This window comes from Paraburkholderia sp. RAU2J (assembly GCF_003634845.1).
GTDB lineage: Bacteria > Pseudomonadota > Gammaproteobacteria > Burkholderiales > Burkholderiaceae > Paraburkholderia > Paraburkholderia fynbosensis.
On sequence record NZ_RBXG01000002.1, the window covers coordinates 123375 to 149027 of the forward strand.

Below are 25653 nucleotides of genomic sequence, written 5' to 3' on the forward strand. Positions count from 1 at the left end.
AGTCTATTTGTTCCGCGTCACTCGCTGGTTCGAACGAGCGCGCCAGACCTGTTGGTCGATGACGCCGAAAGGTCCGGGGGTGTCTTCCCGAAAGCGGGCTTCCATCAACACGCGGTCATCAAAATTCATGAAATGGGTTTTGGCGGCTCCACTGTCAATCATCTCAATCACGCGTCGCTCGGCGATGCACGCAGAGCCGTTAGCGCGCGCAGCATTCGAGACGGTGCCCGACCCAATGATGGTTCCCGCCGAAAGTTTGCGAGTCTTTGCGGCATGTGCAATCAGTTCGCCGAAGCTGAAGTTCATCTCGCTTCCATGCGGGTGACCAACCCAGTCGCCGTTCCATGAGACATGCAGATTCATTGCCACACGTCCATCTTTCCAGGCGGGCCCCAAGGTATCGGGGGTCACTGCAACTGGAGCAAAGCTGGTTGACGGCTTCGCCTGCAGGAAGCCGAAACCCGTTGCCATCTCCCGGGGCCCGAACCGCCGCAGGCTCCAGTCATTGATTTGGACGACAAGACGAACGAATTCCAGCGCGCTGACGGTGTCGACGCCCATGGGCGTTTCCGCCAGGATGACGCCGAACTCTCCCTCAAAATCGATTCCATCCTCTTCGGATGGGAGAAGGACGTCGTCACTGGGTCCGAGGAAATCATCCGAGGCGCCCTGGTACATGACGGGAACCGTGTCGAAGTCGGGAATGGGCGGCGTGTTGAACGCTTTCTCCATCAGACGCCCATGATTCAGGAAAGCCGAGGCGTCGCACCACTGAAACGTACGCGGCAAAGGTGCGGCGAACTCCGAATGGATGAAAGGACGCGCCCCGGGGCAATTGCCTGATTCGAGCGCTTTCAATAGTTACTGAATTAATTGCCGAGGAGAACCCTCCGGAGCACGGCAACGCAACGGGGTGCACCGTCTTCAAACGACAGCGGCGATCCGCAACGCCCCAGCCTCGCCCATGGCCCGGCGCGCCTGGATCAGCGAAGTCCGCGCGGCGCGGGCGTCGACGGCAACCTGAATCAGGCCGCCTAGCTGCGACGGCTGCCGCAACAGTTCCCGCAGAATCGGCCCGAGCGCCGTGCTGCCGTCATCTCGCAGACCGGCCGTCGCGGCGGAAGGCAGCGTGCGCCAGGCCGGATCGACGATCGCGCGGCACACGGCAAACGGCACCCCTTGCGCAGCGGCCATCGCGCCGGCGATGTGCGATTCCATATCCACCGCCAACGCACCGGTCGAGCGATGCAGCGCGCGTTTGTCGTCAGCCGATACCAACGGCGCGGCGACCGCTGCCGTCAGACCACGCTGCAAACGCCCCGCGAGTGGCCCTGCCATCATCGCGGCGGCGAGCCTGTCCGCCCATTGCCGGTCGGTTTCGTGCCGCCCAAACGGTCCCTCGACCGCGTTCGCGACGATCAGCGAGCCCGGTTCCAGGTCCGGCGCCAGCCCACCCGCCGTCCCGAAACTGACGATGCCCGAACAGCCGCGCGCGACCGCCGCGTTCAGCGCGCGCTCGAGCAGATCGGCGCGCGCCGCGTAGACCACTTCGACGCCCTCGCCGCGCGCGATCCGCGCTTCGAACGCCATGCCCGTCACCACGATCACTGGCAAGCTGCTGGGGTCGGCACCGGCTGACGGTGTTACCGAAAGCGGCATCCGTTACATCCCGACCGCGACGCGCGTGAGCCCGTTGCGCTTCAGATGACGGAACCGCGCCAACGCCCACAGCGGGAAGAACTTGCGATAGCCGTGGTAGCGCAAATAGAACACGCGCGGAAAGCCCGTCGCGGTGAAGCGCGTTTCGTCCCACAGGCCATGCTCGCGCTGTTCGCGCTGCAAGTAATCGACCCCACGCGCGACCGCTTCGTGATTGACCTCGCCCGCCGCCATCAGGCCCATCAGCGCCCACGCGGTCTGCGATGCCGTGCTCGGCGCGCGCTCATAGCCGCGATAGTCGAGCTTGTAGCTTTCGCCGCCCTCGCCCCAGCCGCCGTCCGGATTCTGGATCGACAGCAGCCACTGCGCCGCGCGTTTGATGCGCGGATCGTCGTGCGACATGCCCGCGGCGTTCAGCGAACACAGCGCGGTCCAGGTGCCGTAGATGTAATTCAGGCCCCAACGGCCGTACCAGCTGCCGTCAGGCTCCTGCTCCTGCAACATGTAAGCGAACGCGCGTTGCGCCGGCTCGCTGTTCTGCGGCAATTCACCGAGTTGCGCGAGCATCGACAGACACCGGCCGGACACGTCAGCAGTCGGCGGATCGAGCAATGCGCCGTGATCGGAGAACGGAATGTTGTTCAGGTAGTACTGGGTGTTCTCCGGCTCGAACGCGCCCCAGCCGCCGTCGCTGCTCTGCATGCCGACCACCCACTCGCGTGCGCGCGCAATGGCCTGGCGATCGGCCGTGGACTGCGTGATTGCCGCCGAGCGCTGCATCGCCATCACGACCACCGCCGTATCGTCGACATCCGGGTAGTGCGCATTGTTGTACTGGAACGCCCAGCCGCCAGGCCGCACGTTCGGGCGGCGCGAGATCCAGTCGCCGCGCACGTCGAGAATCTGCAAAGGACGCAGCCACGCGAGCCCGCGTTCGGCCGCCTGCTCGGCATGCGCTTCGCCGGTTTCGAGCAACGCGTGCGCGACGAGCGACGTGTCCCACACAGGCGACAGACACGGCTGGCAATATGCTTCGTCATCCTTGATAACGAGCAGCTTCTCGATCGACTGACGAGCGATTGTGCGATTCGGGTGATCGGCCGGGTAGCCCAGCACGTCGTACATCATCACCGAGTTCGCCATCGCGGGGAAAATCGCGCCGAGGCCGTCTTCGCCGTTCAGCCGTTCGTCGACAAAGGCCACCGCCGCGCGCACCGCGCGCTCGCGGATGGCCTTCGGGAACAGGCCGTCGACCGTGCGCAGCAGCGCGTCCACGCCGCGGAAAAAGCCGAACCAGCCGGCATGCTGATGCGGCGCGCGGTCGTTCATGCCCGTGTTGACCGGCGCGCCGCGGAACACCTCGTCGATGCGCACCTTACGCGGATTGCGCGCGAGCGGGCGCTTCGCGTTGAGCACCAGCAGCGGCACGATGACCGTACGTGCCCAATACGACACCTTCGACAGATGGAACGGGAACCACATCGGCAACAGCATGATCTCGACGGGCATCATCGGCACCGCGCGCCACGACACCACGCCGAACAGCGCGAGCAGAATCCGCGTGAAGACGTTGACGTTTTCCGCGCCGCCGTGGGCGAGAATCGCTTCGCGCGCGCGGACCATGTGTTCGGCGTCGGCCGGGTCGCCGATCATCTTCAGCGCGAAGTACGCCTTCACGCTCGCGCTGATGTCGAGCGCGCCGTCGGTGAACAGCGGCCAGCCGCCATTGGGCAACTGGATGCGGCGCAGATAGCGCGCGATCTTCTGCTCGAGTTCGAGGTTCGGCGTTTCGCCGAGATAGTGAACCAGCAGCACGTATTCGGCGGGGATCGTCGCGTCGGCTTCGAGCTCGTAGACCCAGTGGCCGTCCGGCCGTTGCGCGGCGAGGATCGCATCGGTCGCGCGCGTGATCGCCGCGTCGAGCGATGCGCTCGACGCCAGCGGCGCGTCGTTCGCTTGCGTGTCGACAGCCAGCACATTCGGCAGATTCAGCGCCGGGTCGGCGAGTTCGGGCAGGACGTCGTCCAGCGGCTGGGCTTGAGATAAATCGTTCATCGGCGTTCCATCGGTTCGTTCAGCAACGTATCCGCAGCCTTCTGGCCGGAGCGGATCGCGCCTTCAATCGTCGCGGGCAGGCCAGTGGCCGTCCAGTCGCCCGCGAGCGTCAGGTTGTTCCAGCGAGTGCGCGTGCCCGGACGCAGCGTTTCCTGCTCCGGCAGCGCGGCAAACGTCGCGCGTTTTTCCATCACGACCTGCCAGGCCGGCAGCGGCGTGGCGGGCAGATCGACGGCCCGCGCCACGTCGGCCCAGACGGTGCTCGCGAGCGCTTCGTGCGGCATGTCGAGCAGCCGCTCGGCCTCGTTGAGCGTGACCGACAGGCGCCCGTCGAACGCGAACAACCATGCGGCCGTCGCGTTGAGCAGCGTGGTGATCGGCGGCAAACCGAACGGCGGCTCGACCGCGAAATGCACGTTGACGCTCGCCGCGAAACGGCTCGGCGCGCGCAGACCCGGCACGACGCCCGGCGCGACCTCCGGTGGCAGGGCAAGGATCACCGCGTGGTTCGCTTCGAGCGCGACGCTTTCGTCGGCGAAATTCAACGCCTGCACGCGAGCACCGTTGGCGCTCAAGACAATGTCCGTCAGCCGCGAGCCCAGCTTGATGGTCGCGCCGCCATGCTGCAGCAAACGCAACGCGGGATCGACGAACGCGCTGCCCAAACCGTTGCGCGCGATCAGCGGCCGGCATGCGAGGCCGCCGGCCAGCACGGTCTCGCGCACCATAGCGCCGGTCAGTTCCGCCGATGAATCGCGCGGCTCCAGATTCAGCATCGCATGAAACAGCGGTCTCAGCAGACGGTCCCACAGCGGGCCGTTGCAGCGCATGGTCTGCGCAAGGTTGCGGCCCGGTTTGGCGAACAGCAGCGGCACGAGCGAGAGATAGTCGCCCGGACCGGTGTTCGGCACGCGCGCGTTCGGGTCCAAGATCCACCAGGGCACGTGTCCCGGCGACAGGCGCACGGTCCAGCGCGCCCGCGTAGCGAGATCCATGAACGGAAACTCGGCTTGCGACGGGCCGACCAGTTCGTCGGCGGCACCGATCGCCCGCAGATAGTTGAGCGTCGCGGTATTGCCTGAGAGCACGACGTGATTGCCGCTGTCGATGGTCGTGCCCAGCCGCGCGTCGTAGTACGAACGGCAGCGGCCGCCTGCCTGGGGCGCCGCTTCATGCAGCACGACTCGCGCGCCGCGCCGCTGCAACTGCACTGCGGCGGCGAGGCCCGCGAGGCCCGCACCGACCACATGTACGAGCTTCGGCATCAGTTCAGGAGAGCGCGTAACGCGCGACGATCCACAGCATGCGCAGCTTCGGCTTGCTGACCTTCGTACGCGGAATGTCGAAGCCCCGTTCCAGCGTGCGTTCGAGCAGCAGGCGATAGACACCCGACATGATGCGCGGCGCCTTCACCTGATTGCGCGGCTCGCGATCCATGATGGCGTCGGACGCGGCGAAGTGTTGCTGCGCGCGCTCGGCGAGCGTGGCGCACACGCGCGGCAGCGACGGATCGTCCGCGATCAGCATGGGGTTCGTCACTGCGATACCTTCGCGCGCCAGCAGTTCATGCGGCAGGTAGCAGCGGTTGATACCGGCGTCTTCGTCGATATCGCGCAGGATGTTGGTCAGTTGCAGCGCCCGGCCCAGATGGTGCGCGAGCAAACGGCCGGGCTCTTCCTGCATCCCGAATATTCTCACCGATAGACGGCCCGCCGCGCTGGCGACGCGGTCGCAGTAGAGGTCGAGCGTGGCTTCGTCGGGGGCGCAGATGTCGGCGGCCGCATCCATCGCCATGCCGTCGATCATCGCGTGAAAATCTTCGCGCTGCAGGTGAAACGTATGAATGTGCCGCGTCAGCGCGCGCAGCGATGCGCGCGGCGCGCCCGCGTAGCACGCATCGATGTCGGCGCGCCAGCCTGCGAGCGCGGCGGCGCGTTCGGCGCGCGGCATGTCGCTGTCGGCGATATCGTCGACAGCGCGGCAGAAGGCGTAGACCTGATACATCGCATCGCGCTGCGCAGCCGGCAGGATGCGCATGGCGAGATAGAACGAGCTGCCGGACGTGGCGGCAGCGGCGTCGATTTCTGTATCGTCCACGACAAGATTGGAAACAGCCAAGACGATCTCCGCAGGAGGCGCCCGCTGAAAGGCGATCAAAGAGGTTTTATGCTTGCCCGCAGGGCAGGTAGCCCGCGCGCGCGGACACGCGCGAAACAGCCGGCCGGGATGCCGGAAACGGCGAAAAGTATAACAACGTTTGCGATAGGCCGCAGTTTGCCGGCGAATTAAGGGCGGGAAGGGTGGAGCGGCCGCGAGGCGCCCTCAGCCGAACGCGACCGAGCGGTTGCGTCCTTGCCGCTTCGCGCTATACAACGCCGCATCGGCCTCGTTGATCAGCACGTCGTACGCCGGCACGCCGTGGCGCGCCGCCGCGCCGCCGACGCTCGCGGTCACCGGCACGCTCGTGCCCTGCACTTCGACCGGCGTGTCGGCGATCACCGAGCGGATCTTGTCGGCGACGCGCATCGCGTCGTCGAGCGGCGTGCAGGGCAGCAGCAATGCAAACTCCTCGCCGCCGAAACGCCCGAAGGTGTCCTGCGCCCGCACCACCTCGGCGACGCGCTGCGCCATCACGCGCAACACCGTATCGCCGACGCCGTGACCGAACTGATCGTTGATCTTCTTGAAGTGATCGAGATCGAACAGCAGCATCGACATGTCGCCGCCATAGCGCTGCCAGCGCGTGAATTCATCGAGCAGACGCGCTTCGAAGAAACGGCGATTGGCGATGCCCGTCAGCCCGTCACGGTCCGCGTACTCCTGCAACTTGGCGACCGCCTCTTCCCGCTCGCGCTGCACGATGCTCACGTGCGTGACGTCCGAGATCGTCACGCACACGGCGACCACTTCGCGATCGCGCGTGAGCGGCATGAACGTGCAGTCCTGCTGCATGAAATCGACCCCGCCGGTGATCGGGCGGTCATGGTCGAACCGGAACAGATACGGCCGCTGCTCCCACGAACTGAACGCAAAACTGCCGAGCTGAAACACGCTTTCGATCTTGCGCGACAACCACACGCGCGGCAGCTCCGGAAAGTGCGTGAACAACGACTTGCCGACCACCTGTTCGGGCGACAGACCACTGTGGTCCTGCATGAAGCGGTTCCACATGAGCACGTTCATCTCGCGGTCGAGCACGAAGATGCCAAAGCCGACACGTTCGACCACCAGGTCGCTCAACGAATCCACGGTTACATTCATAGGCTGGACAACAGCGCGTCGAGCGCTCCGTTCATGTGGCGAATCGATTCTTCGGCCATCAGCATGACCAGGTGCGCGCGGAAGCTCTGATCCTCCAGCGCGAAATTCACTTCGACGAGCAGCGCGACCTGCCACTGCAGCACGCTGGGCTGAAAGACCTCGTCGAGCGTCATCATTTCGCCGAGCACCCCTGGCGCGGAAAACACCGGTGTGCGGCCGAGCTGGTCGAGAATCGACGACACGCATGCGCCCGTCAGCACGTTGGCGACGTCGAGGATCAGTTCTTTCTGGCTCACCGCCTCGTAGCTCGAACGCGCATACGGATCGCTGACGAGCGAGCATAGCTGCGCGATGCTGTCGCTGCGGCAGATCACCAGCGCCTCGCCCTTGATGTCGGAGCGAAAGCCCTGGCGCACCGCGCTCACCGTGTCGTCAATCCCGGTCATCTCGCGCAGCGCCTCCGCCGCCTCGCTGAGCGCCACCATTCGCACGCGCGGCACGGACAATTCGATGAACGAATCGAGCAGCCGCGCGAGCCGCGTCGCGGCCTGGCCCATCGCCAGGTTGGCGATCTCCTGCAGCGCGTCGCGCTGATCTTCGGTGAGGACTGGCTCAGACATACAACCCGTACTCCTTGAGGATGGGCAGTACCGCCTCGGGCGTCACGGGCTTGGCGATGAACGCGGCGGCGCCGAGCGCACGCACGCGCGCCTGGGCCATCGGTTGAACATCGGCGGAGACGACGATCACGAAGGTGTTCAGATCCTCATGCTGCAACGCTTCCAGCACCTGGTAGCCGGTCATGTCCGGCATCGTCAGGTCGAGGAACATCACCGACGCCTTGCCCTCGCGATACAGACCGAGCGCCTCGCGCCCGTTCGATGCGTAGGACACGTCGACATCCCAGTCCGGCGGCAATGCCTTGGTGAGCACCTTGCGGGCAAGCAACGAATCGTCGGCGATCACAATGGACAAGGGCATGGGCGGGTCGAAAAGCGAAATGATCTCTTACGCATAACGGCGCGTAGAGGCGGTTTCTTTAGCGCGAGGTCTGTCGACCCACGGCAAAGTGCGGTGAAGCCCGCGAAAACGCAGGTTGCGAGCGAGCGGGGAGCGTGCGCGGCGACGCGCGTTTGGAGAATCCGGTTCGCCTGCATAAATGCGAGCGCGCACCGTGGACGACGGCAATGACCGGCATGTTCGAGCCTACCCCGTAGATCAATCTGTGCGGCTCGATGGATCAGGCTGCTCCCTTGGCCGCGCGTCGCGCCGCGAACGCCTTGATCCCTGCATGGTATGCATGGACTGGGTGCCCTCACGGCCTATACGTCCGAACATGGCAGACGAATATTTATCGTGACGCGATTTTCGGAGCAAATTCGCGTAAAGGCAACTCACCGAAATCGCATACTGTAATGAGATATTCCTCACTGGTGCTTTTTATAAAAATGTTTATATAGGATGATGCCGATTTATTTTATATTTATACTTTTTGATACGTTTGCGCTTCTGGATTCGTCGCTGTTTAACCAGCAGACAAATAAGCGCAAGACCCGGCGGCCGCGTTCTTCAACGGTAACGTCCGGCGCCGCGCTATGTCTATGCTTCTGCTATGAAGCCGACGGTGCAGGCTCCCTGGACGCGAACGACTTTGGCATGATCGAAAAATGACACCAGACCCGTTCGACCCACCTCGCGCAGGCCGCCTTTCCCCCCATTCCGCGAAGCCGCGGGAGGACGCATCGTTCCCCGCCGTGCCGGAACAGAATTTCCAAGTGCGCCGCATCACGTTGATCGCGCTGCTGGTCGCGGCGATCCTGCTGCCGTGCGCGTACGTCGCCGCGATGGCGCTCAGCGATCTGCGCACGCGCGAGGCCGACGCCACCGACATGACGCTGCGCACGGTGCGCGTCGCCGAAGAGCACGCGCTGAAAGTGTTCGACATGAACGAGACGCTCGACGCGCGCATCATCGATCTGACCGAAGGTCTCGACGACGACGGCATCCGCGCCCGCGAAGCCGAGATTCACGAGAAGCTCCGCACGATGGGCGGCGGCTACCCGCAGGTGGCCGCCGTGTCGATCTTCGGGAGCGAAGGGGCGCTGCTCGCGAGCAGCCGTTACTATCCGTCGCCGGTGCTGTCGATCGGCATGCGCGACGACTTCGTCGGCATTCGCGACGGCAACGCGCGCGAGCAGGTGTCGAAGGTGATGACGGGGCACGTCGCCGGCGAACAGGTGTTCAACATGGGCGTGGAGCGGCGCGCCGCCGACGGTTCGTTCGCCGGCGTGGTCTCGGTGGCGCTGCGGCCGAGCTACTTCGATGCGTTCTACCGCGAACTGCTCGGGGGCAGCAACAGCACACCGATGATCATGACTCTCGTGCGCACCGACGGCGCGGTTCTCGCACATTTTCCGCGCACGCCGCGCGAAGCCGCGGCCATGGCGTCCAATTCGCCGTTCGCCGAAGCCGTTGCGCAAGGGCGGCGGGCCGGCGTCGTGCGCATGCGCTCGAACCTCGACGGCGACACGCTGATCCTCGCGTTCCGGCATGTCGGCGCGTATCCGGTGTACGTGCTGTGCGGTTACCGCACGTCGGCGATCTGGGCCGCGTGGTACCGGCACCTGAGCGTCCTGATCCTGTCGATGTTCACGCCGTCGATCGCGCTGTGGTGCGTGATCTGGCTGTCGCTGCGGCGCCTCGGCGCGGAGGAGGAAGCGTGGGAGCGCTGGCAGGCCGAAGCGTCGATGCGCCGCTCGATCGAATCCGCGTATCGCCAGTCGCGCAAAATGGAGGCGCTCGGCACGCTGGTCGGCAGCGTCGCGCACGACTTCAACAACCTGCTGATGATCCTCTCGTCCAACGTGCAGATCGTGCGGCGGCGCGGCGTGGACGGCCTCGAGCGCGAATTGTCGGCGATGGAGCGGGCGCTCAAGAGCGGCCAGTCGCTGACCCGGCAATTGCTCGGCGTCGCGCGCAAGCAGCCGCTGCGCACCGAGACGTTGTTGCTCGAACAATGGCTGCCGACGTGCCGCGAGTTGCTGCGCGCGTCGCTCGGCGCGAAGGTGTCGCTCGTGATCGATCCCGGCGCCGACACCTGGCCGACGCGCGTCGACGTGGCGGAGCTCGAACTGGCGCTGATCAACATTGCGGTGAACGCGCGCGACGCCATGCCCAATGGTGGGCGCTTCACCGTGCGGGCCACCAACATCGTGTTCCGTCACGAGGACGGTTTTCCGCTGACCGGTGACTTCGTGCAACTCTCGCTCGAAGATACCGGCGTCGGCATGGCGCCCGAGGTGCTCGCCCGCGCGTTCGAACCGCTTTTCACGACCAAGCCGAAGGGCATGGGTACCGGCCTCGGCTTGCCACAGGTTTTCGCGTTCTGCGAGAGCTCGGGCGGCCTCGCGGCGATCGACAGCGCGGTCGGTGCGGGCACGTCGGTGCGCCTCTATTTGCCGCGCGCCGCGGCCGAACCCGAGATCACGATGCCGGCGGAAGCGGGCGCCGAGGAGAGCAGTGCTCCGCAAGGGTTGCGCATCCTGCTGGTCGAGGACAACGAGGAAGTGGCCGCCGGCACTGAAGCGCTGCTGCAGATGATGGGCCACCAGGTCACGTGCGTCTTCAACGCCGACACGGCGCTGCGTCTGTTCGACGATGCGCATGCGCGGCGCGCGCGCACCGGCGAGCCGCTGCCGTTCGATCTCGTGCTGTCGGACATTCACATGCCTGGCAAGCTGAACGGCATCGATCTGGCCGAGGCGGTTCTGGCCTTCGACACCAAACTGCCGGTGATCCTCGTCACCGGTTACGCGGAGGAACTCGACCGGGCGCGGCGTGTGGACGCGCGGGTGTTGTCCAAGCCATTCGATATCGGCTTGCTGGAAAAGCTGCTGGAAACGATCCAGCGCGATCTGGCGCAAACGGGCTCCGATCCGGCGGAGCACCCCGCGCAGCAGTAGAGGCGAGTCGCCTGATCGGCCCCGCGCGCCATTTACCGACAGTTGTAAAAGCGTGGCGATGTCCCGCCGTGCCTTTACGCATGAATCCCGCGTCGACGGGCGCGCGGGCAGGCACTCGGAGTAGGCGGGGGCACTGGGCTGGTCCCGGCATGATCGTTGCGGACAGACAGGAGAAGCGGGCGGTTTGCTCCAGCGCCGCCCCTCCGCCTCAATACGTCGGGAGACTGCCATGCAACATACCGTGATTGGTTTATTCGACACCTACATGCAAGCGGAAAGCGCTCGCGACACGCTCGTGCAGACCGGTTTCGCACGCGAATCCATCGAGTTGCAGGCGAACCCGGAACCATCGGTCGGCTCGGCAACCGACGAAGTCGCCGGCGCCGGCATGCTGGCCAATATCGAGCGCTTCCTGTCGAGCCTGTTCTCCACCGGCTCGCGCGCCCCGGACGCGGCGCGCTACGCCGAGGCCGTGCGTCGCGGCGCCGTGCTGGTGTGCGTCAACGCAACGAGCGAGTCGCACGCCGAACTCGCCCGCAGCACGCTGACGAGGCTGGGCGCGACCGACATCGGCGAACGTCTGCCGGATTGGGAAACGCAATCTTCAAGCCGACGCGAGCATTCGGTGCTCGACGAACTGGGCATTGGCGCCGTGACGCCGGGCACGCCGCGGACGTCGAGCGCGCCGTCTGCGGCCACGACGACCACGCCCGACGCGAGCACGCGGCCGGCCGCTACCGCCGATCCTCTGTACACCGCGCCGCCGGGAAGCACGGGCGCCGAGCCATTCGTGCCGCCGCCACTCAGCGAGCGGCCCACCGTCGATCCGGTGAATGAGCCGGTTCGCGATCCCTTGGTCGGTGACGTGGGTCGCAGCGCAATCGCAGCCGGCTCCATGCCGGGCTCAGGCGCGGTCATGCAGCCCTCGGAGGTTGTCTCCGAAGCGGGGCAGCCGACCGCTGGTCTGGGCGGGCAGATGCCGAACGAATATCTGGAATACGAAGAAGATTTCCGCTCGCACTATGACGAGCAATACGCGTCTGAAAATGCGCGATACGAAGACTATGTGCCGGCGTATCGCTACGGCGCGGAAATCGGCAGCGACGCGCGGTTTCGGGACCGTCCGTGGGACGACATCGAGCCGGAAGCCCGGCGTCATTGGGAAACGACATCTCCGGACAGTACCTGGGAGCGTTTCAAGCTGGCGGTGCGTCACGGATGGGAACGGGTGACCGGGCATCACCACGTCTGAACGTTGCGGCGGCGGCTGGTTGGGCGATGGCAGCCGCCTTGCCCACGTTGGGTCTGGTGTGGCGGAAGTGGCGAGCCATTGGCGCTCGCCACGCGAGAATCTGTCAGGCCGCCGTGTGCTGCTTGACCCACGCGACGTAACGGTCGACGAAAGTCTGCAGAAATTTGCGCGTGCCGTCGTTCAGGATCTCGCCTTTTTCGTTGATGACCGCCGCGTCGTGCTTGATAAACACCTCGGGCTGACCCAAGGTCGCGACGTCGAGATACGCGAGCACGTTGCGCAAATGTTGTTGCGCGAGCGCCGTGCCGGTGGCACCGAGCGACGTGCCGATCACCGCGCCGGGCTTGTTAGCCCATGAGTTCGTGCCCCACGGGCGCGAGGCCCAATCGATCGCGTTCTTCAGCACGCCGGGGATGGAGCGATTGTATTCGGGTGTGACGAACAGCAGCCCGTCGGCGGCTTCGACACGCTGCTTCAACTGCTTACCGGCTTCGGGATAATCGGCGTCGTACTCCTGGCTGTAGAGCGGCAACGAGCCAATGTCGATGAACTCGAAGGAGAAATCGGCCGGCGCGAGAGAAATCACGGCTTGCGCGAGTTGCCGGTTGAAAGAGTCCCGGCGCAGGCTGCCGACGACGACTGCAATGTGATGGGCCATGGTTCGCTTCCTTGATTGGCGCTTTATGCGCAGAAAGGTACGGACTGTCCATGATAGGCAATAGATGGGCAGTTGTGGACGAAGACGCTTGCGAATGCGGCTGTTGCATCGGTGCCGATACGCGGCGCGCAAGGTGAGCGGTGGATAACCCCGCGACCCGCAAAGTTATCCACAGAAACGCTGAATAACCTTGTGGATAACTGGTATTTTTGCCTTGTCAATCAAGCATGCCTTCGGTACTGGACGATTTGAGGCAGATGTGTGGTCAGGATGTGGTGGCGGGGTTGTGGGCCGGTCGCGACGTGTCGCATTTGGCAAAAATGACCGGCGAACCCGGTTGGCGTGGAACGCGGCGCCGGGTGAATCTGATGGCGGTCGCGCGTCGACTCCCGGCAGCCACGCGCGCATACGCGTTGCTTCAGCTATAGCGGGAATGCATTTTCTGGAGGAAACAGCCATGAGTCTGAATTACGCAGGCAAGTCCCACGATGAAGCGGTTGCGGCTCGTAAGAAGGAAAAGCAGCGAGCACAGGAGCAACCCGGCGGCGAGATGGCCGTCGACGGTACGCAAGCGGACAAGGTGCATAGCAGTGGTGAGCTATCCGAGCGCGGCAAGGAAGTGTGGCGTAAGGGTAGTGGGATGGATGGCGGCGGAAAGATTTAGCCGTCGTTTGCAGGGCGGGCGCGTCGGCGAGAGGCAGTCGGGCGAAGGGCCGCTTGAGCGTGTGGCATCTCACCGGCGCGGCGTGGTTTGGTAAGCGCGAAGTGAGGTGAGGTGAGGTGAGGTGAGGTGAGGTGAGGTGAGGTGAGGTGAGGTGAGGTGAGGTGAGCGTTGCCATTGCCATTGCCATTGCCTTGGGAGTGCCTCGCCATTGCGACACCGCACAATTGAGCTTGAATGCAAAGAGGGCGCCATATTTGGCGCCCTCTTTTTGTCTTCGCAAACCTGCTCGGCAGTGAACGCGTTCCAGATGGAGTCCGTCGCGTCCGTCCGCCGCTTAGTTGCCGAAAAACACGTTGCAGTACGATGCCGGGCCGTTGCACTGTGCCGGAGCGGCAGCGTGAGCGGCGCCCGAAGCGGCTGCAAACAAAGCAACGGCAGCGATCAGGGCGGAAAGAATGCGTTTCATGGTGCTACTCCTCATCAGCGTTGGTTCGCGATCTGGTGCGATCGGTGGCTGAAGGATAGCGATTCAGTAGCTGCCTAAAAATACCGAAGACAGGAAGACATTTTTTCAGTTTCTGAAATAATTTGAAAGCAGTTGTCGCGTGATTTGACGGCGCATATAGCAGGCAGGCCACAGCAGGCAGGCCGCGATTCAGGTCGTGCCATGAATTGTGCGGAAAACCGGCTTGATTTCAATTCACGCAATAATGTTTTTCTAACTCTGCGGCGATTTCACTGGGTGACCGATGCAACCTGGCTCGGCCGGTTGCCTTGCTGGCGATCACAGAGTCAAACATCGGCAACGCGGGAAGGTAGGAAGAGGGCGCGCGCCACCGATGATTGATCCATCGCGTCGACATACTGGCAGCGGGCGACACGGCCGCGCCATGCTTAGCGCTCGTTAGGAGGCGTGTCCCTATAACGCTCGAAAAACCGCGCATGCGATGCCTCATCGAGCGCACCGACATGCGGTTCAGTACGCGCCGGATGTTTCTCCAACTGTGCGCGCGTGCGAATCGGCCGATGCTGGAAATTACCACCGCAATTCGGACAAACGTTGCGCAGCCGGGTCAGCGCGCAGACTTCGCAAAAGGTACATTCGTACGTGCAGATCATCGCGTCGGACGCGTTTGGGGGCAGCGGCTTGCCGCATCCTTCGCACGACGGCCTCAGTTCGAGCATGGCAGTGGCTCCGCTTTTCAGGGCGCGAGGCACGGGGTGCGCCTCGCTTGCCGGCAAGTGTAAGCGGCCCAGGCCGCCCCGAAAAGCTGCCGGGCCTCAGCGTCGGCACGTTGCCCCGCGCGGCCCGATCCCGTTGTCACGTCAACGCGGTCCACAATACGAGCGTCAGCGCGAGGCCGACGACCGAGACGATCGTCTGCAATACTGACCAGACCAGCACCGTCTGTTTCAATTGCAGGCCGAAGTATTCGCGCACCATCCAGAAACCCGCGTCGTTCACGTGGCAGAAGAACACCGAGCCCGCGCCGATCGCGAGCGCCATTAGCGAGTTGTGCGTCGCGCTTAATCCGGCGACGACCGGCGCGACGATACCCGCCGTGGTGGTGGTTGCGACGGTCGCCGAGCCGGTGGCCTGGCGCAGCGCGACGGCGATCAACCAGGCCAGCAGAATCAGCGGCATGTGCGCGCCGACCGCGATCTTCCCGATCGTCGTGCTGATGCCCGCCGCCACAAGAGCCTGCTTCAGGCCGCCGCCGGCGCCGATGGTCAACAGCAGCGCGGCGATCGGCGGCAGGCTCTTGCGCAAAATCCCGCCGACGCGCTCACGCGCCATCCCACGCGACCAACCGAGCGCCACCACCGCGAACAGCACGGTGAGGCCAAGCGCAATCAGCGGTTCACCCAGAAAATTCAGCGTGTCGAAGAGGAACGTTTCGGGCAGAAGCAACAGCTTCGCAATGGTGCGGCCGAGCATCAGCACGACGGGCAGCAGAATCGTGATCAGCGAAATGGCGAAACTCGGCGGCTCGGCGGTGTTTGGCTGAGCGCTGAAGAGCTTGCCCATCTCTTCCGGCTCGGCGACATGCATCCGCCTCGACAGAAAGATGCCGTAGAGCGGCCCCGCGAGAATCACCGCAGGAATCGCGACGATCAGGCCAAGGCCGAGCGTCAGACCGAGATCGGCATGCAACGCGCTCACGGCGATCAGCGGACCGGGATGCGGCGGCAGCAGTGCATGCAACGTGGTCATGCCTGCCAGCGCGGGAATCGCGATGCGCAGGATCGGCTGCTGCGAGCGGCGCGCCATGACGAAGATAATCGGCACCATCATCACGAGGCCGACTTCGAAGAAGAGCGGCAAGCCGATGATCAGCGCGACCACGGCCATCATCCACGGCAATGTGCGCGGGGTGGAGTGTTTGAGAATCGTCGACACGAGCCGGTCGGCGGCGCCTGATTCGGCCATCAGCGCACCGAGCATCGCTCCCAGCGCAATGATGATGCCGACGTCGCCGAGCAACGCGCCCGCGCCTTTGCTGAATGCGCTCGCGACCGCTTCGAGCGGCAAGCCGGCGGCAAAACCCGCCGCAAACGTGCCAACCAGAATCGACAGAAACGGCGCGAGCTTCAGCACGCTAATGAAAACGATGATGAGTGCGAGCCCCAGCGCACACGCCAAAATGAGTTGAGTGTCGTGGGATGCCCACGGAGTAAGTGTTGCCGTCAGATGCACGATGGTCCTTTTAGTCGATGACGCAGCCGCGGTTTTGCGCGAGTGGCAAATTGTAGCGGCCGGTGACGGCCCGGTGCAGCGAGGCCGGCGGTCACGCTCGACGTGCCTCGCTCGCTTGCGTGATTTGCTTATGCGAATTTATCGGTTCGTCCAGGCTTGCAGACGAATTATCGTCGGTGCCAATCGACCCGTTTTGCGGCCGTCTTTTTAATGAGCCTTTCCATGTCAGGTCATTCGCATCTCACGCGCCGCGCGTTTCTTGCCGGCGCAGGCGCTTCGCTCGCCGCCGCCACGTTACCAGTCGTTTGCAGTTCCGCTTTCGCCGCCGATACACAAACGAAGGAATTTCGCATCGGCTATCAGAAAGCCGCCAACACGCTGGTGTTGCTGAAGTCGCACGGCACGCTGGAAAAGCGGCTCGCACCGCAGGGCGTCACCGTCAAATGGACCGAGTTTCCGGCTGGCCCGCAATTGCTCGAAGGGCTGAATGTCGGCGCAATCGACTTCGGCTATGTCGGTGAGGCGCCGCCGGTGTTCGCGCAGGCCGCGGGGGCGAACTTCGTCTACACCGCATATGAAATTCCGACGCCACACGCCGAAGGCATCCTCGTGCATCAGGATGCGCCGATCAAAACATTGGCCGATTTGAAGGGCAAAAAGATCGCGCTGAACAAAGGCTCGGACGTGCACTGGTTTCTGGTCGCCGCGTTGCAGAAGAACGGCGTGAAGTACAGCGAGATTCAGCCCGTCTACCTGGCGCCCGCCGATGCACGGGCGGCCTTTGAACGTGGCGCCATCGACGCATGGGCCATCTGGGACCCATTCCTCGAAGCCGCGAAACGGCAGACGAACGCGCGCCTGCTCGCGGATGCCGACGGTATCGTGAGCCACCATCAGTTCTTCTTGAGCGCGCGGCCGTTCGCGCAGCAAAACAGCGCGGTGCTCGCAATCATGATGGATGAGGTCGCCAAAGAGGGAGCGTGGGTGCGTGATCACTACGCAGAGGCCGCCGCTCGACTCGCGCCGATTCAGGGGCTCGACGCGAGTGTGATCGAAGCGGGCTTGCGCCACTACGCGCATATCTACAAGCCCATCGATGCGAGCGTGCTGGCGGAACAGCAACGCATCGCGGACACATTCAGCGAGCTGCGCCTCATTCCGACGAAGATTGTCACGAAGGATGCAGCGTTGCCGGGGAAAGCTTAATTTGCTTTCGGGGTTGGGCGCTGATGTGCTGCGGCTTGTGACGCTCGACGCTGTTGTATCACGCGAGCCGGCTTTCTTTCGACGCTCAGGCGAATAGCGCGGCAACGTTTTCCGGCGGGCGACCGATCACAGCCCGCCCGTTTCGCACGACGATCGGTCGCTGCAAAAGGATGGGGTGCGCCGCCAATGCTTCGTATAACTGAGCGTCAGTCAGGTTGGTCTCGGCGAGTTGCAGTTCTTTGTATTGGGCTTCCGTGTCGCGGATCATCTCGCGGACCGTGCAGCCTAGTTGTGCGTTGAGTTGTTTGAGCTGAGCGACGGTGAGCGGGTGATTTAGATACTCGATGACTTCAGTTACTTCGTTCGTGCTGTTGTAGATGCTGGTGATGAGTTCGCAGGTAGCGCGCGATTTCGAACAGCGGGGGTTGTGGTAGATCGTGATCATGGGAGTAAGGGCTTGGTAGTCTGGGATGGCGTGTGCGGGATTTTAGCGGGTAGAAGTAGGGCGGGGCGTTGGCAACCTTCCTATCTGTTTCTTATCCGGTTGGCGGGAAGTGAGAGTGGCCGCGGTTGGGGAGGAATTTCGCAGTTACAGAAGTCGGTCTACTTGTTGGAGGTGGAAGGGTAGGGTCGCGTGAAATTGTTTCGAGGCTGTTTGTTTTCTTCTGTCTTACTCATGTCGCTTTTGTGCTCGGGTTCAAGCAGGAGGGCGGAGAATGGGAGCTATTGGGATGGTATGAGAGGGGAGGGTGGTTTATGCGCATAAACTGTTGCCGCCGACAATGACATGTAGACCGCAGCACTTGACTCGACAGACAGTGTCAGTTCATTTCGTCATTTCCGACTTGATAGCAGCCCTTCCGGGAAGAGGAAAAGGTCAAGCCCGAAGCCGCGAAGCGGTGCGCCATGGGCGCAGGCTTGAGCTTTGCCTCGCCCCCGGAGAGTCATAACCTGGTTGGGAAAGACGACATCTCGGCTGACGGTGTCTGATAGGTCCAGTGCCGGCTAGTACAAGTGATACGCAGCCGAAGCGGCCCAAAACTCCGTTCCAGCCACGAAAAAATCTCCCGGCAGGTTCACATTCGGTCTAATCGCCAGCACGCTTTATTCCGCAGTTTCGAGCTTAATCACATCCCCTTTTCTAATACGCCAGCGATTCTCAGTTACGAGAGGAGATGAACTGACGCCATCCGTCAATTCACACGAGGCGGCAAGCCCAAAACCGTCCATAGATTCACATACATCGCCGGCATCGCCCATGCATCTTCTATCTCCGTCAACACGCGCATGCAGGGACGCTCCTGCGATCGAAAAGCGACCGCCGGCCCCCTGTCTCTCACAATCGCTGTCGGGACGACCCCAGCCGGCCCCTCCAGCCCGCTCGCGCCAGTAGACTTTATGCGCATAAAGTCCTGTCACATCATCCACTGAACATGGGTCACGCGCGAGGCACCTTTGCTGAGCGCTTACTCTTCCATGAGGGCTTCGGGAGAATGCCCACACCAACCCGAGGCGTGCAGCGAGATACCAAATCAAAGCCCCCGCTCAGAAGCCGATACGGACGACGCTCCACGCCTCTTTCGTTCAAGCACTCCCAAACCCTCGTCCGTCTACCCAGCGGACCGCCGCACCCACAGCCTTTCCCGCCTTCACGCTCTTTATGCGCATAAACCTATATCCAATGGCCAATTTCTATCTTGAATTCATAAAAATGATTGAAATGGAAATCCATCCAGGTAAAATCCATTTGCGTCTAAAAAAAGAGGAGGTGAAATTTGGCAGCAGAAATCATCGCGGTAACACAGCAGAAGGGCGGGGTCGGGAAGAGCACAATCGCGATGCATCTCGGCGCCGCGTTTCACGAGAAAGGCAAACGCGTCCTCGTCGTAGACGCAGATGGTCAGAACACACTGATTCACTGGGCCAGTGCATCTTCAGACGGCGACACCGGCATCCCTTTCCCGGTAGTCAACCTCTCGGAAGCAGGTAGCCAGATCCATCGTGAGATCAAGAAGTTCGTGGCTGACTATGACATCATCGTCGTCGACTGCCCGCCGTCCATTACCGAAAAGGTCTCTGGGGTCGTCCTGCTTGCAGCGAGCGTTGCAGTCATTCCCACATCGTCATCGCCCGCCGACTACTGGTCGAGCATCGGATTGGTCAAGCTTGTCCAGCAAGCCCAGGTAATGAACGAGGACCTGCGCGCAGTCTTTCTACTCAACAAGACCGAAGAGAAACGGATGCTGACGCGCGAACTGAAGCGTGCGTTGGAAGAACTCGGCTTTCCTCTGCTCAAGACCCAGATTCCGACACGTGAAGCCTACAAGCAGGCCATGGCGTTAGGGCAGACGGTACTTCAGATGAACGACCGGGGCGCCAAGCTTGCCGCCCTGGAAGTACGGGCGTGCGCGAACGAGATCGCCGCCTTGCTCCCGTGAAATTTATGCGCATAAAGGACCCTGAATGAAACCCTCCCAATTCGCCAAAGGCTTTCAAGCACGTCCTGATACGACCAGCAGCGAAAAGCGAACCGCGCTCGACCGTCTGAATGCGATCGACGGCCTCGTCAAGAATAGCCCCGGGAACAGTGAAGCCGCGGCGCGCCTAGTGTCCACCACGGCGGCGCCAAACGTCCCGGAAACCGATACCGTCGATACTGCCAATGAATCGGCCGCCTACCGGGCGTGGAGAATCGAACACGGGTACAAACCCAATCAGGTCATCGAGCTTGCGCTGAAAAGCATCAAGCCTAGCCCGTTCAATCCCCGGCACTTCTACCTTAAGTCGTCGATTGCGGACCTTGCTGTCAATCTCGCCAAGCAGGGCCAGCAGCAGGCGATTCACGTCATTCCCGATTACGACAGTCCGGGCACCTACTTTGTCAGCGATGGCGGTCGACGTGTGCGCGCACTGAAAGAGGCGAACAAGGAATCCGTGAAGGCGATCGTCATCGATCTGCCAATCGGGATTCAGAGCTACAAGCTGGGCTACGACCTCAACGTCCAACGCGATTCGCAGACGGTCTTCGACAATGCAGTGGTCTGGAAACGCTTTCTTGACGATCGTCATTTCCAGAGCCAAAAGGAGCTTGCAGAACATCTCGGCCTGGACGAATCGACTGTCGCGGTCGCATTGTCCATCGCCAAGTTGCCTGAGCCCGTCATGCATGAGATGGTCGCGCGTCCTGACCGCTTCGGGTCCAACATGGCGTATCAGGTGGGTCGATACCACACCGCCCGGGGTGCCGACGCAACACTGCGGTTGATCAACAAGATCCTCTCCGACGACCTGAGCACGCGGCAAGTCGCGGATATCGTGAAGGGCAGGGTGAGCGCGCAGGAAAGCGTCAAACCGGCAGGTCGACAACGCTACGCGCAGCGTCTGGAAATCAAACTCGAGGGCGTGTCGGTGGGCGATCTCAAATCGTATGGGGATGATCGAATCGAACTGCGCCTGAAGGGGCTCACGCGTGAGAAGCGTGATGACATCCTGCGGCAAATTGAAAAGATGCTGAAGTAAGAGAGCAGGGCGGCGTCCAATCGTCGCCGCCTACCTCTTCAAAGAATCAGGCTGCGCGCGATTGGCTCAGCGTAAAGGCGAGCAAGTCGCCGTCGGTCGGTTCGCCCCAGGTCTTGCGTGCGAGCCAATCGAAAAAGGCCGTTTCGACAATCTTCGAATCCAACCCGCGACGACGCCAGTCGTCACGCATGTGCGTCCCGAGTCCCGGCAATTCATCTTCCTCAAACGACTGCCGTGCGATCTCCCGCTCCGCTTCGCCCTGCTCGTTGTACAACTCGTACGCTTCTTTGCGGCGATGCGCCGAATATTCGCCCAGCAATCGCGCTTTGAGATCATCTGCCGGCGCGGCGACCGCAGCCTTCCCGCCACTGCCTGACGGCAATGTTTCGACGGGCGGCGCATAACCCTTCTTCAACGCGTCCTTGAACAGCGCGGGCGCGCTGCGCACAGCCGGCAACGACGTGCTGCGCATGCGTTGCTCGGTCATCTGCAACGCGGCGCGAATACGGTTTTCTTCACTGTCGGCATACAGTGTTTGCGCTTCTTTCAGCGGGATGCCGATCTTCACCATCCGGTCGACCAGCGTGCTGTCGAACACATTCGGATGCTCGTCGAGAGCGAGCATTGGCTGCTTGCGCTCGGTCACGCGAAACTGGATTTCGGCCACACGCCGCCCTTCGCGATGCTCGATCAATTCGACGAAGATATTGGTGACAGCGTTGACTTCAGCAATCGCCGGCCGCAGGTAATCGCGCTTGAAGTACTTGTATTCGCGTTTCGCTTCGTCGCCGGCTTCCGTGTCCGGCGTGCCCGACAGAATAGGGCGCCACCATTCCCACGTCTCACGCATCGTCAGATGGCTCGGGTTGGTCAGATAACGCACGCAGATCTCATAAAGCGCAAGACCCGCGCTGCTGCGCAGTTGGCTCTGGAATTGCAGACTTAGACGCGCATACTGAACCGGGTCGAGCAGCTTCTTCTTGATCTTCGGCGCGAAAGAGAATTCCACCCAGACGCGGCGGGTGGTGGGGTCTTCGAGAATTTCCGCGTCGGCGATCAACGTGGAAATGCCCCATTTGCGACCGGGTTTCTGGCTGGACGTGCCCGTGCTCCATTCGACCTGCACGGACACCATGCGCCGCAGGTGCTCCTTCACGAGTGCAGTGTCGTTCGAATCGAATGCGGAATTAGCGACGATGTCGGACAGCAAGGCCCGGTACGTGTCGCCCGATTCGTCGGCTTGCTGAGCCACGGCGAGGAGCACGTTGAACAGCTTGCGGGTGAGCAGCGTGATTTTGCCGCTCTTCGGCTGAATAGCGATCGCCTCGACGGCTTTGCGCAATTCCGCGGAGCTCGGGCTGACTACGTCGGTCTTCTTCGCGCGCTTCGTGGCCATGCGTCTGGTCGAGGAGGGATTTGGCGAGAGCATACCGGCTGTGGTGATGCGCGTCTATAGCGTGAATCTCACCGTTCCCGGTGAAGTGAGTTTACGAGTCACAACTCACCTCGAGCAGCTCCCGAAAACCCTCACCTCAACCGTTTGACGCCAGGTTCGGGCCATCCTTACGGGTCGCGGCCTTCGCAAATTCGCACTTTTTTCGCAGCGTGCACGAACGGGGAGCATTCGATCCCGAATCTCCTCACCATAAAAAATTTCGCGAATTTCGGGCAACGTCGCCTCGCAGTTCGAATTGGCCTTATGTTGAAACCAGGCTCCGGGGTTCTTCACAACATGTCGTGGGCGGGGGAGGGGAAGCAGCGGGAAGATTTCAGTGGAGCCGGCGAGCAGAGTTGCGACGCGGCTTGAAGCGTTTCCTAGGACAAAGCCGTGTGAATCTCGCTCGCAGACCGCCTGCCGCCGCTGAAGCCGAGTTGGACAATGCAACAGGCTTTCCGCGCGGCACTGTCGGCAACGTGTCACCGAGCACGAGAGGTGCCGCACCATCGCCTTGTCTTCCCATGAGGACGCGCCAATCAAAATGCCAAAGCTTCTCGGCAATGCCGACGACACCCGAATCACGTCAACACTGGTGGGCGAAATTGACGGACAAGACTGCCCGTTGTCCGGACGTGACGCATTGCTCACGCCGCGCCCCTGAAAAAGCTCACCTTTGCACACCCCGAACGCTCGGAATGATGCGGGCTCCCGCGGCATCGAGCCCAAAATCCACTCTAAAATGATCCCGAAAAGCCTCACCTTTGGGCTTTCCGGGCAGCTTCGCCCATCCCGATGAGATGTTCCCGAAAAGCCTCACCTTTAAAAAGGTCCAACCGATATCTCAACAATTTCAATGACTTAGCTTAGACATAATAGCGAGAAAACCAATGGGCGCTCCCGTATATCCTCACCTGTAACCATTTCTTGCCCAGAAGAGTGCCTTTCAAACACCTCCTCAAAGGTCCCGAAAAACCTCACCAATGAAATTCGACCGCCGCAAAGCAGCAGTGCCGAACGCGGCTTCCATCGGGCTTTTTCAGGCCGCGGGCGCCATTTTGATCCCGTATTTCCTCACCTCAGCCGTAAAAACCTGTTCAGACTCCTCCCGAAAAGCCTCACCTTTGGCGAAAACCAGGCAATTCTGGCAGCAGCAAATCCGGCCGCACACTAGCTCCCGAATTTCCTCACCTCTCCAATTCCAACACCCGGCAACCCGAGGCCGCAGCCAACAAATTTCGCCCTCAGCGCCTTCGAACTCCCGCAAAAGCTCACCTCACGCCCCGGAATGCACAAAATTATGGCAAAAATGCCCCTTGGCCCTGTAAAGTCTCACCTTCGGTTCTCGTTTTCTCCTGACTTCGCTCACCGATGGGGTTGACGGCCTCCAAATAAGACCGTCAACCACCATCGCCGATACTCCCGAAAGCGCTCACCTTTGACCCGACACACCGCGGAAGAGACTTTTCAAGCGCCATCGGGCTGCCAACGGCAATCAGGTCCTGCAAAATCTCACCTTTGATCAGCCGCATGTTGACGGGGTCTCCCGAACCCGCTCACGTCCTGTCCCGGACCCGCTCACCGAGCCCCCCGAACCCCATCACCCAACGTTCCCGCAAAACCTCACCACGTCTCCCGCAAAGCTTCACCCTACCGGGCTGGAACCCTTGCCAGCTAAGGCTTTGCCGTGGCGTTAACGTTTTTAACATGGGTTCAAAGGTGTTTACTTTTATTACTCTCTAGAATTTCTACCCGCGAGTCCTCCGGATCAAGCCTTCACCCCACCGTCCTTCATCAAAGGTTCGTGAAACAGTGCACGATCGGCGAAAAGTAAGCAAAAAAGCTTTCTATACAAAGACTTATTGGTTAATCTTCGTTTTGTTTCACGGAAAAAACCAGCAGACGTCAGTAAGTTGGTCTCCGTAGTGCTCAAAAGCGCGTCAATTCAACAAAACCCCCACGCCCTGAACAAATAGGTAGCAAACGTTACGTAAATTGTTATGATCCATCCAATTCGAGCGACATCGAGGGCTGACATGAATCTGGACCAGGAACGACAAGCTATTCGCGGCGAGCTTGAAACGATGCGTGCTCAAGGCGTCCGACGGCAAGACTTGTCTCTGCATGCATGCAAACGCCTCTTTTTCGATCTTGGCGTACGCCCATCCATGGCGGCGGTTCGCGATCTGACGCAGACCGGCAGTGCAAGCGACATCCCGAAGGACATCGACCACTTCTGGGAACGCATCCGGAACGTGTCACGAGTGAAGGTCGGTGCAGGGGCAATTCCTAAAGCATTGGAAGATCGCGCTGGCGAGCTGTTGGGGGCATTGTTCGAAGAGGCGATTGCTCACGCGCAGACAACGCTCGTCAGCGAACGCGAAGAAATTCGTGCGGAAATCGCGGCCGCCGAGCAACGTGCTCGGGACGCGGAAATTCGCCGGGATGCAGCGGACGAGGCGATCAAGCGCAGCGAACTCCGCGCTGAAGCGGCGTGGGAGCGTGTTCGTGCGCTCGAAGCCGAGCTATCCAGTGCAACCACGCACGGAAATGTTCACCAGGAAGGCTTGCAGTCGACGGTGCGTCGACTCGAGCGGGAAAACGAAGCGCTCCATCAGCGTCTCGATAATGAACTGGCGACCAACGCCACGTTGCGTGACCGGATCGACGCATTGCATGTCGAGTTGCGCCAAAGCACCGAGCACTATGCGCAACAGATCAAGGACGCGGTCGCCGAAGCGGAGCGGCGCGTCAAGCCGATGCTGGTCGAACTCGATTCGCTCCGCAGCATGGCGGCGACGTATCAATCGGGCGTTCGCGACGCGAGTCGCAAGGAATTCGAGTTTATTCAGCAAATCGCGGCGGCCAAGGCGCGCGGCGATCGGCTCGACGCTCAGTTGCGCGAGCAATCGGATGAGGTCGATGCTTTGACGAAAGAGGTCACCGTGTTGCGCGGCCGACAAGGTATCGATGCGGCAATCGGTGGCTTGATTTGTTCGCTGGTCGAAGCGGGCCGGCTCACCAGCGACGAGCTGCGCGTGATCGGCACGGCGGCGGACGGCCATGTCATGCTGCCGCAACGCTGCCCGAAATGCGATGAAGGTGAGCCGGAGTTATCGCAAGTCGATCACCGCTTCGAGCTGCTTTGCCCGGAATGTGACCACTCGTCGGGACTCGGCGAATCAAGGCTTGCGGCGCTCAGCCGCTTTTTGTCGAGCGACCCGGCTGCCGCGCCGGCACGCCGATTCGACGCGGTGCGATAGCGGATAAAACGCCAAAGGTGA

21 protein-coding genes are annotated in these 25653 nt (G+C 62.1%); 7 read left to right on the forward strand and 14 right to left on the reverse strand.

What is annotated here, in order from left to right; translation table 11 throughout:
• Positions 1-3 precede the first annotated feature (3 nt).
• From B0G69_RS18030 to B0G69_RS18065, 8 genes are all read right to left on the reverse strand, one after another.
• Complete coding sequence (locus B0G69_RS18030) at positions 4-858, reverse strand: fumarylacetoacetate hydrolase family protein (protein WP_121319739.1); 855 nt, start codon at positions 856-858, stop codon at positions 4-6.
• Positions 859-924: 66 nt separating this feature from the next.
• Positions 925-1659, reverse strand: a complete 735-nt coding sequence (locus tag B0G69_RS18035; protein WP_121319741.1) for a phosphorylase — start codon at positions 1657-1659, stop codon at positions 925-927.
• A gap of 3 nt (positions 1660-1662) precedes the next feature.
• Complete coding sequence (gene shc, locus B0G69_RS18040; RefSeq protein WP_121319743.1) at positions 1663-3714, reverse strand: squalene--hopene cyclase; 2052 nt, start codon at positions 3712-3714, stop codon at positions 1663-1665.
• Complete coding sequence (gene hpnE, locus B0G69_RS18045; RefSeq protein ID WP_121319745.1) at positions 3711-4979, reverse strand: hydroxysqualene dehydroxylase HpnE; 1269 nt, start codon at positions 4977-4979, stop codon at positions 3711-3713. The genes shc and hpnE overlap by 4 nt, the downstream gene beginning before the upstream one ends.
• A 4-nt stretch (positions 4980-4983) precedes the next feature.
• Positions 4984-5832 (reverse strand): presqualene diphosphate synthase HpnD, encoded by an 849-nt coding sequence (gene hpnD, locus B0G69_RS18050; RefSeq protein ID WP_121319747.1) that lies wholly within the window; start codon positions 5830-5832, stop codon positions 4984-4986.
• Between the two features lie 204 nt (positions 5833-6036).
• The gene (locus tag B0G69_RS18055; RefSeq protein ID WP_121319749.1) at positions 6037-6975 is read right to left on the reverse strand and encodes a diguanylate cyclase; all 939 of its coding nucleotides are present in this window, start codon (positions 6973-6975) and stop codon (positions 6037-6039) included.
• Complete coding sequence (locus B0G69_RS18060; protein WP_121319750.1) at positions 6972-7595, reverse strand: chemotaxis protein CheC; 624 nt, start codon at positions 7593-7595, stop codon at positions 6972-6974. Before B0G69_RS18060 ends, B0G69_RS18055 begins: the two co-directional genes overlap by 4 nt.
• Entirely contained in the window at positions 7588-7956 is a 369-nt protein-coding gene (locus B0G69_RS18065; RefSeq protein WP_121319752.1) for a response regulator, read from the reverse strand. Before B0G69_RS18065 ends, B0G69_RS18060 begins: the two co-directional genes overlap by 8 nt.
• A gap of 686 nt (positions 7957-8642) precedes the next feature.
• Here B0G69_RS18065 and B0G69_RS18070 point away from each other — a divergent pair.
• Together B0G69_RS18070 and B0G69_RS18075 are read left to right on the forward strand one after the other, a co-directional pair.
• Positions 8643-10937, forward strand: a complete 2295-nt coding sequence (locus B0G69_RS18070) for a hybrid sensor histidine kinase/response regulator (protein WP_121319754.1) — start codon at positions 8643-8645, stop codon at positions 10935-10937.
• Between the two features lie 229 nt (positions 10938-11166).
• Positions 11167-12189, forward strand: a complete 1023-nt coding sequence (locus B0G69_RS18075; RefSeq protein ID WP_121319756.1) for a hypothetical protein — start codon at positions 11167-11169, stop codon at positions 12187-12189.
• 103 nt (positions 12190-12292) lie between these two features.
• Here B0G69_RS18075 and B0G69_RS18080 read toward each other — a convergent pair whose 3' ends face one another.
• Positions 12293-12847, reverse strand: coding sequence for an NAD(P)H-dependent oxidoreductase (locus B0G69_RS18080; protein WP_121319758.1), 555 nt, complete (start codon positions 12845-12847; stop codon positions 12293-12295).
• A gap of 457 nt (positions 12848-13304) precedes the next feature.
• Between B0G69_RS18080 and B0G69_RS18085 the strand changes: the two genes are divergently transcribed.
• Positions 13305-13511: a hypothetical protein gene (locus tag B0G69_RS18085; protein WP_121319760.1), complete on the forward strand. Its 207-nt coding sequence runs from the start codon at positions 13305-13307 to the stop codon at positions 13509-13511.
• 334 nt (positions 13512-13845) lie between these two features.
• On the opposite strand, the gene B0G69_RS42750 is transcribed toward B0G69_RS18085, so the two are convergent.
• The 3 genes from B0G69_RS42750 to B0G69_RS18095 form a co-directional block, all read right to left on the reverse strand.
• The gene (locus B0G69_RS42750) at positions 13846-13977 is read right to left on the reverse strand and encodes a hypothetical protein (RefSeq protein WP_277873549.1); all 132 of its coding nucleotides are present in this window, start codon (positions 13975-13977) and stop codon (positions 13846-13848) included.
• Between the two features lie 428 nt (positions 13978-14405).
• Positions 14406-14696 (reverse strand): DUF1272 domain-containing protein, encoded by a 291-nt coding sequence (locus B0G69_RS18090; protein WP_121319762.1) that lies wholly within the window; start codon positions 14694-14696, stop codon positions 14406-14408.
• A 136-nt stretch (positions 14697-14832) separates the two neighbouring features.
• Complete coding sequence (locus tag B0G69_RS18095; RefSeq protein ID WP_121319764.1) at positions 14833-16209, reverse strand: gluconate:H+ symporter; 1377 nt, start codon at positions 16207-16209, stop codon at positions 14833-14835.
• A gap of 222 nt (positions 16210-16431) precedes the next feature.
• Here B0G69_RS18095 and B0G69_RS18100 point away from each other — a divergent pair, with 222 nt between their 5' ends.
• Complete coding sequence (locus B0G69_RS18100) at positions 16432-17415, forward strand: sulfonate ABC transporter substrate-binding protein (protein ID WP_121319766.1); 984 nt, start codon at positions 16432-16434, stop codon at positions 17413-17415.
• An 85-nt stretch (positions 17416-17500) separates the two neighbouring features.
• Here B0G69_RS18100 and arsC read toward each other — a convergent pair whose 3' ends face one another.
• A complete protein-coding gene (gene arsC, locus B0G69_RS18105; protein WP_121319768.1) occupies positions 17501-17860 on the reverse strand; it encodes an arsenate reductase (glutaredoxin) in 360 nt (119 codons plus the stop codon).
• 1330 nt (positions 17861-19190) lie between these two features.
• Between arsC and parA the strand changes: the two genes are divergently transcribed.
• Together parA and B0G69_RS18115 are read left to right on the forward strand one after the other, a co-directional pair.
• Positions 19191-19853 carry a ParA family partition ATPase gene (parA, locus tag B0G69_RS18110; protein WP_121319770.1) on the forward strand — a complete coding sequence of 221 codons (663 nt, stop codon included), beginning with the start codon at positions 19191-19193 and terminating at the stop codon, positions 19851-19853.
• Positions 19854-19878: 25 nt separating this feature from the next.
• Positions 19879-20934, forward strand: a complete 1056-nt coding sequence (locus B0G69_RS18115; protein ID WP_121319772.1) for a ParB/RepB/Spo0J family partition protein — start codon at positions 19879-19881, stop codon at positions 20932-20934.
• Between the two features lie 46 nt (positions 20935-20980).
• On the opposite strand, the gene B0G69_RS18120 is transcribed toward B0G69_RS18115, so the two are convergent.
• On the reverse strand, positions 20981-22330 hold the full coding sequence (locus B0G69_RS18120; protein ID WP_121319775.1) for a replication initiation protein: 1350 nt from the start codon (positions 22328-22330) through the stop codon (positions 20981-20983).
• A 2075-nt stretch (positions 22331-24405) separates the two neighbouring features.
• On the opposite strand from B0G69_RS18120, the gene B0G69_RS18125 reads away from it, so the two are divergent.
• Positions 24406-25632, forward strand: a complete 1227-nt coding sequence (locus B0G69_RS18125) for a DNA-binding protein (protein WP_121319777.1) — start codon at positions 24406-24408, stop codon at positions 25630-25632.
• Positions 25633-25653: the final 21 nt, after the last annotated feature.